Genomic DNA, 1,530 nt, shown 5'->3' with positions numbered 1-1,530 from the left:
CCCCAGAGCGCCATCTTGGCGGCGTTGATGGCTTTGGCCGCGGCGATCGCGTTGCGTTCGATGCAGGGGATCTGCACGAGTCCGCCGATCGGGTCGCAGGTCAGTCCGAGGTTGTGTTCCATCGCGATTTCCGCGGCGTTTTCCACCTGTTGGGGCGTGCCGCCCATGACTTCGGCCAGGCCCGCTGCGGCCATCGACGACGCCGAGCCCACCTCGCCCTGGCAGCCGACCTCGGCGCCGGAGATCGAGGCCTGTTCCTTGTAGAGCACCCCGACGGCGGCGGCGGTCAGCAGGAACTTCACCACCACGTCGTCGCGGTCGGCCTGGGTGGCCTGGTCCATGCCGGGGGCGAAGTGCAGGGCGTAGTAGAGCACGGCGGGGATGATGCCCGCGGCGCCGTTGGTGGGGGCCGTGACCACGCGGCCGCCGGAGGCGTTTTCCTCGTTCACGGCCAGGGCGATCAGGTTGACCCATTCCTGCCAGTACTTCGGGTCCCGGTGGTCGGGATCATGGTCACGGCCTTCCTTCAGCAGCCGCTCGTGCCAGTCGGGCGCGCGGCGGCGGACCTTGAGCCCGCCGGGCAGCAGGCCCTCGCGCTTGAGGCTGACCTGGACGCAGCCCTCCATCACGGAATAGATGTGCAGCAGGCCCGCACGGATCTCTGCCTCGGTGCGGGAGGCGCGCTCGTTGACGAACATGATCTCGCCGATCGAGAGGCCCCGGGCGGCGCAGTGGCGCAGCAGTTCCGCGGCGGTGCGGAACGGCAGCGGCAGGTCCTTCTTGGACTCGTCGAGTTCCTTGAGGGCCGCGTCCTCTTCGCCGTCGCGGACGATGAAGCCGCCGCCGACGGAGAAGAACGTGGCGCTGTGCAGGACCCCGCCGGCGGCGTCGGAGACGGTGAAGGTCATGCCGTTGGTGTGCCGGGGCAGGATGGTCAGCGGGCGCAGGATCATGTCCTTCACGCCGTAGGGCAGTGCAACGGATCCGGCGAGCTGCAGGGTGCCGGTCTCGGCGATGGCGGCGAGCCGCTCCTCGACTTCCTCGGGCAGGATCTGCTCGGGGTGGAAGCCCTCCAGGCCGAGCAGGATGGCGGTCATGGTGCCGTGGCCGTGGCCGGTCGCGGCGAGGGAGCCGTAGAGGTCCACGCGCAGCGAGGCCACTTTCTCCAGGACCCCGGATCCCTTGAGTTCCCCGGCGAACACCGCGGCGGCCCGCATGGGGCCCACGGTGTGTGAACTCGATGGTCCGATCCCGATGGAAAAAAGGTCAAAGACTCCAACAGCCATTCTCGGTTCCTCACTGGCTCGTGCTGTGGTCCGGCAGATGGTCCTGCCGGAGGGCTGTGCGGCCGCCGGTGGGCGGCACCGCTGCCGGATGCACGACGCCGGGCGGCAGCTGATGGCGGCGGCCCGGCGTCGTGAACTGTGTTCTGCTTCTACTTCTGTATTACGTCCCTCAGGCGAGGTTGGCAACCGAGGGGTAGAGCGGGTGCGCGGCGGCGAGGGCCTGAACCCGGGTGCGCAGGCCGGA

The 1,530-nt window shown here is 69.3% G+C and carries 1 protein-coding gene; it reads right to left on the bottom strand.

What is annotated here, in order from left to right; all coding sequences use genetic code 11:
• On the bottom strand, window positions 1-1,286 hold a 1,286-nt coding region (locus ABIB26_RS23655; protein ID WP_354248644.1), incomplete at its 3' end, for an L-serine ammonia-lyase.
• Window positions 1,287-1,530: the final 244 nt, after the last annotated feature.

The sequence above is a fragment of the Arthrobacter sp. UYEF20 genome, assembly GCF_040546335.1.
In the GTDB taxonomy this organism is placed as follows: Bacteria; Actinomycetota; Actinomycetes; order Actinomycetales; family Micrococcaceae; genus Arthrobacter.
This window is presented reverse-complemented; position numbering and strand designations above follow the sequence as displayed.